Annotated in this window: 6 protein-coding genes; 3 read left to right on the forward strand and 3 right to left on the reverse strand. The window is 36.2% G+C overall.

Annotated features, from left to right (window positions below):
• Positions 1-218 precede the first annotated feature (218 nt).
• The 3 genes from AC4MRQ_RS24620 to AC4MRQ_RS24630 form a co-directional block, all read right to left on the reverse strand.
• The gene (locus tag AC4MRQ_RS24620; protein WP_491200388.1) at positions 219-1,097 is read right to left on the reverse strand and encodes an alpha/beta hydrolase; all 879 of its coding nucleotides are present in this window, start codon (positions 1,095-1,097) and stop codon (positions 219-221) included.
• A gap of 493 nt (positions 1,098-1,590) precedes the next feature.
• Positions 1,591-2,487: a nucleotidyltransferase family protein gene (locus AC4MRQ_RS24625; protein ID WP_491200389.1), complete on the reverse strand. Its 897-nt coding sequence runs from the start codon at positions 2,485-2,487 to the stop codon at positions 1,591-1,593.
• A 53-nt stretch (positions 2,488-2,540) separates the two neighbouring features.
• Entirely contained in the window at positions 2,541-3,536 is a 996-nt protein-coding gene (locus AC4MRQ_RS24630) for an N-acetylmuramoyl-L-alanine amidase family protein (protein ID WP_491200390.1), read from the reverse strand.
• 134 nt (positions 3,537-3,670) lie between these two features.
• Between AC4MRQ_RS24630 and AC4MRQ_RS24635 the strand changes: the two genes are divergently transcribed.
• The 3 genes from AC4MRQ_RS24635 to AC4MRQ_RS24645 all read left to right on the forward strand — a co-directional run.
• Positions 3,671-4,306, forward strand: a complete 636-nt coding sequence (locus AC4MRQ_RS24635) for a class II aldolase/adducin family protein (protein WP_491200391.1) — start codon at positions 3,671-3,673, stop codon at positions 4,304-4,306.
• Positions 4,307-4,487: 181 nt separating this feature from the next.
• Positions 4,488-4,859, forward strand: coding sequence for a BlaI/MecI/CopY family transcriptional regulator (locus AC4MRQ_RS24640; RefSeq protein ID WP_491200392.1), 372 nt, complete (start codon positions 4,488-4,490; stop codon positions 4,857-4,859).
• A partial coding sequence (locus tag AC4MRQ_RS24645; protein ID WP_491200393.1) for a M56 family metallopeptidase occupies positions 4,859-5,808 on the forward strand: 950 nt, incomplete at its 3' end. The genes AC4MRQ_RS24640 and AC4MRQ_RS24645, both read left to right, overlap by 1 nt.

Here is a 5,808-nt window from a genome sequence, read left to right on the forward strand (position 1 = left end):
TTCGATTAATAATTGCTTTCATTTTCAAGGATTTTAAGGCAAAGCAACAGAAAAGCAAAGGCTGCTTTACACATGGGTTTGTAGATAAATAAGGTTTAACAACAGGATATTAGCAAATAGTGCCAACATCCTGTTGTAAAAAAGCTAATAAATGGGACAATTAGCTTAATGGGTATTAAAGATATTTTTTATAAATGTGAAAAACAACTGTGTACAAGTTATTTTCTGTGAAATACATCACCAACAAATTGTAATCCGTGAATAATGTTGGTGCGCCAATATGTCCAGTTATGTGCTCCATCACGAATACGGTATTCATGTTTTATTTTCTTATTACGCATAAGAACATGTAAGGCAGCATTCCCTTTATATAGGAAGTCATCATCACCGCAATCAATATAGAATCTGACTCTTTTTATGTCTTTTAGTGGCTGTTTTTCAAGGATGTTGAGGATGTTGTTATCCATCCAATGTTGTGGTAAATCACCTTTTTTGTTTAGTTCACCATAAATGGGTTGAAACCAATCTTTGTTTCCTTTGGCCAAGTGGTGCTTCATTTCGTCATTGGTATAAACGGCAGCACTAAATGCTGCGCATGCTCCAAATACATCGGGATGTTTAATAGCATATACCAACGAACCATTACCACCCATTGATAGACCACTTACCGCACGATAATCTCTTTGTGAGCGTATACGGTATTGTTTCTCAACTTGAGGAATGAATTCTTCGATAAACATATCTTCATAGCGATCGCTACCATCGTGGTTATTAACATACCAGGTGACTTTAGCGTTGGGCATAACAATAATCATTGGTGGTATTGATCCTTCCTCAATGGCTTTATCTGCTGAGTGATTAACTTCGCCAAATTGTATCCAGGCTGTTTCATTATCACTATAGCCGTGTAATAGGTAGAGAACAGGGTAGGCACGTTCGGATGAATCATAACAAGGCGGCAGGTAAACCGAATAATTAACATCATACCCGGTAATTTTACTTGAAAGGGACTGACCTTCGATGACTTTACCTTTGGGAGTTTGAGCCATTAATTGTAAAGTAATCAAGAGGCTTGTAAGTGTAAAAAGTAACTTCATATTGCAAATGTTAGTACTAATCTTATATATTTTAATAAATAAACTATTTCAGAATTAAGATTGAATTGCTGGTTATACGAAATAGGCGATTATAAATATAGGTATTATTGATGTTAAGAAATAACAGATGTTGCTATAATGGCATCTGATACCAATTTGGAACCGTCTGGTGCCGTTTTTATAAGCATGAATGTAATCTTAATAGACTGGGATCTCATTCTAATTGAGTGGGACCTCATCTTAGTTTAGTCGTATGTGATCTTAATGAGAGTGTCTATATTTTAAATAGTCTATGATGCCAGTTAGGAAGAGTTTGGTACCGTTTTAATAGACTGGGACTTCACTTTAATAGATTGGGACCTCGTTTAGATAGACGCGAACGTCTTTTTAACTGGCTGTGACATTATCCTGGTTATGTCGTATATCATTTAAATTCATCAAAAAAGCGATTACCAGTTAAGATAATCGCCTTGAAATATTGCGTATTGTATTTTTACCAAAGCTTTTCAGGATAAATGCCATCTGTAATAAGCTGATTTAACTTTTCCTGAACCAAAGGTTTGTCTTCTTTGTAAGTAACACCAAACCATTTAGCATCGGTACGAATTACTTTGGTGCTGGCTTCACCTTTCTTAATCAGGCCGTCAACTACCGCATTAAAATAGAATTCAGATTTCATTTCGGTTCCTTTTTCCTTCAGGAACTCCACAAAAGCAGTTTCTAAATGATGGAAATATTCTGGTTTAAAGGCCCAGAAATTCATTGATACAGCTTCGTTACCGGTTAATTCGGTTTTGTCATTTTCCTCATAGAAAAAGATTTTATCTCCTTCGTAACCAATCTTGGTACGTTCGGTAATGTTAACCAGGTTGCCTTTTTCATCAGCTTCGCACACACCGCGCGATACCGTTCCATGCTCAGAAAGTGTGTTGTTAAGGGCATATCCAACCATTGCATATTCGCTGGCGTCGTTACTCTGAGCAACAAAGTCGAAAACCTGCTTGTAAGCTTCGCGACCATAAAAGTCATCAGCATTAACAATAGCAAACGGTTCGTTAATAACATCCTTAGCCATTAATATGGCATGTCCCGTACCCCAAGGTTTTTCGCGTCCTTCAGGCAATGAGAAACCCGCTGGCAGGTCGGTTAATTCCTGAAATACGTATTCCGTCTTAATTTTACCAGCTAAACGTGGCTCAAATCGCTCTTTAAAGGCATCGGCAAATGACTCACGAATAACGAATACTACTTTTTCAAAGCCTGATTGAATAGCATCGTAAACCGAGTAATCGATAATCGATTCACCGTGAGGACCTAATTCATCCATTTGTTTAAGGCCGCCATAACGACTACCCATTCCTGCTGCTAAAATTAATAATGTTGGTTTCATTAGTATTTGAATTTTGATTTCAATTTTAATATTTCGAAAGGCAAAAATAAGGATTATTTCTTATTATTCCTTTCATAATCTTTCTTTATTCCCTCATAAAGCCAATTGGCCAAGGCCTGACGATTGTCTGCTTTAATAAAGCGTTGTTGGTCACGGTAGTTCTGTATATTTCCTAGTTCAATAAAAACAGAAACAGGTGTTGTATTGCGCAAAAGGTATAGGTTTCGATCACTTACTGTACCTGAAAAACCTCTTGATGGCTGGTGCTGTTTGTATTTACTATCGAAAGTATCGCGCAACTGGAGTGCAAGCTTTTTACCGTTCGAACTTCGTTTGTGATGATAAAAGAATACATCAATTTGTTTTCGTTTACTACGACTGTCCAAATGAATAATCAGGCATCTCCGATAAGCTTCTGTGTCTTGCTTATATCGCTTATTAACTTCTCTTGTTCGTTGTTTTAAGCGGTCGATTTGCTTTAAAAGAATGGCTTTGCCACCACAAGTTTCGTGATTATCGTATCGAAGAATTTGCTCATCGCGTATGCCATCATCTTCATCTTCAATAATCAAATGTACCTTAGCGCCATTTTCCATTAACTTTTTGGCTAAGCGGAGTGTAATATCATAGGCGTATTCATCTTCGTGTAATTCGTGGCTGCCATATTTACCAATTGCACCAGGATCAGGTCCACCATGCCCTGTGACCAAATAAAAGGAGGTACCTTTTAATTCATTTGATTCAAGCGGAAATCGCGCTCTTTCCTTTCCAAATAAAGCATTGTAAAGTTCAATTTCGGTAGAAGGTAACTTATAAGTGTGATGAGCCAGTAAAGAATTATTTTTTCCAAACTTACCTTTATTAAGATCAATAAAAGCCTGTTGATGTTCCTTGGGTGTTAGCTGATGACGAATCAAAAAAGCATGCAAACCTTCGCCATTTTTGGGTCTGGCTTCTTTGTAAACGGTTTTATCCTGCGAAAATGCGACAAGATGAATCGCCATTAAAATGCAGGATATTATATATTGGTGCATTAGTTTTTTACTCATAACATACAAAAATAGATTTTTTCCATTTTTTACCTTCAATAAAAGAAGTTTAAGTCTTAATTATTGGTTAAAGCTTAAATACTTGGGGTTAATAATCTATTTTTGATGATAATTAATGACATTATTGAGATAACATGCATAAAGAATCGTATCTAAAGAATAAAAAAGACGTTGCCAGATGGATGCGACGATTGTATAAACAAGGCTTAACAACATCTTTAGGTGGAAATATTAGTCTGCGTTTGGATGAGCATCATATTGCCATTACAGCTTCGGAAACGGACAAAGGCCGGATAAAAAGCTCTGAGATTGCAGTTGTTAATATGGAAGGAGTATGCATGGATTCATCTCTAAAGGTAAGTATGGAGACAGGAATGCACCTGGCTATTTATAAAGCGCGTCCTGATGTGAATGCTATTGTTCATGCGCATGCGCCGATGTCAAGTACATATACAGCTATGACTCAAAATATTAATACGACCCTATTGGCAGAGGCTTATACTATATTGACTAAACCTTGTACCGCCGATTATGCTGCGCCCGGCTCAGAAATGTTAGCAAATAACGTTGCAGAAGCAAGTCGTTTATCTAATGTGATTTTGATGGCGAATCATGGAGTTTTGGCAGTTGGTAGTACCATGCTTAAAGCTTTTGATCGAATTGAGGTATTGGAAAACGCCGCTAAAATGTCCCTGATCACAACCTTATTAAACGATAAAAAGGAGCTGAATACATCCCAACTAAGTCAGTTAAAAGAATTATTTGGCTGAGCAATTTATTCTATCGTCTGATTGTTCTTCAAGCTCATAATCTATAGGTTTTTGGGGTGCTTAAATAATACTCCAACTAAAAATTTCGTTTGTAAACGAAAAAAATAGTTGATAAAACGAATTAAGTAGTTATATTTGTATTTGTCAATACATTCATGGTACATATTTTTAATAAAGAACGATGATTACAAAACGATTAACCAAACGCGAAGAAGATGTGATGAAGATATTGTGGGATGCCGGCAAAGGCTTTGTAAAGGATTTATTAAAACAGCATCCGGAGCCAAAACCGCATTACAATACATTTAGTACAATCATTCGCGGATTGGAAGAAAAGGGCTATGTGGCTCATAACTCGTATGGTAATTCGCACGAATATTATCCTGCTGTTACCAAAGAGGATTATCGTAAATTGTTTATCAAGAATGTCGTTTCCGATTATTTTGAATCATCCTACAAAAATGTAGTGTCCTTTTTTGTAAATGAGGACAAATTAAATGTAGATGATTTAAAAGAGTTAATTGACATTATTGAACAGAAAAACAAAGGTTGATGAATGCATTTATCGAACTACAGCTTAAAACAGGAAGTATAATTGCTCTTTCAGTTTTGATTTACAGTTTATTTCTGTCTCGTGATAGTTTTTTTCAGCGAAACAGGGGCTGGCTTTTAGCAACAGTTATAGTACCATGGATTGTACCTTTAATGGCCATGCCGACTTGGTTGAAGGGTTTATTGATAAAACCTGAAACTAAGACGGAAGCACTTGTATTGACAATGGATGTGCCGGCCAATAATATGATTGCAGAGCCAACACCTGATCCGGTTAATTGGCTGTTAATAGCTCTAAGCCTGTATACAGTTGTTAGTTTGATTTTAACCATACGAATCGTGTGGGGATATGTATTTATTCAACATCTCAAAAAGAAGGGGCAGGCTAAAGAGTTTAAAGGCTTTAAGGTTGTGCTTCTCAAGGATAATGATGTTAATCCTTTTTCTTTTTACAGAACCATTTATATGCCGAAACATTTGGAGAAAGATAAAAACCGGCAGATGATTCTGGAGCACGAGCGAACTCATTGTGCTCAATTACATTCAATTGATATTTCGCTGGCCGAGTGGCTGTTGATTATACAATGGTGGAATCCGTTTGTTTGGTGGCTTCGAAAACTGATAGCTCAAAACCATGAATACTGTGTTGACAACGCAATGATCCAAATAACAGAAGAACCTAAAGTGTATCAATATTCATTACTTAACTTGTTAAACACTAACAGGCGAATGCAATTGGTGAATAATTTCAACCAAAGTTTAACTAAAAAAAGACTTGTAATGATGAATAAGAAACATACAAACCGATTGATAGGATGGAGTAAGAATTTATTACTTATCCCGTTGATGTCCCTTGCTTTATTAGCTTTTACTAATCCAAATAAGGTACAGGATATAACTAAGATAGAGAAAGTTAGTTCTGAAAAAGAATTACGAAAGTTTATCGCTCA

This window comes from Carboxylicivirga sp. (genome assembly GCF_982718395.1).

Coding starts and splice junctions, on each gene's coding strand:
- AC4MRQ_RS24630 (WP_491200390.1), bottom strand. CDS start 3,536: ATGAGTAAAAAACTAATGCACCAATATATAATATCCTGCATTTTAATG.
- AC4MRQ_RS24640 (WP_491200392.1), top strand. CDS start 4,488: ATGATTACAAAACGATTAACCAAACGCGAAGAAGATGTGATGAAGATA.
- AC4MRQ_RS24635 (WP_491200391.1), top strand. CDS start 3,671: ATGCATAAAGAATCGTATCTAAAGAATAAAAAAGACGTTGCCAGATGG.
- AC4MRQ_RS24620 (WP_491200388.1), bottom strand. CDS start 1,097: ATGAAGTTACTTTTTACACTTACAAGCCTCTTGATTACTTTACAATTA.
- AC4MRQ_RS24625 (WP_491200389.1), bottom strand. CDS start 2,487: ATGAAACCAACATTATTAATTTTAGCAGCAGGAATGGGTAGTCGTTAT.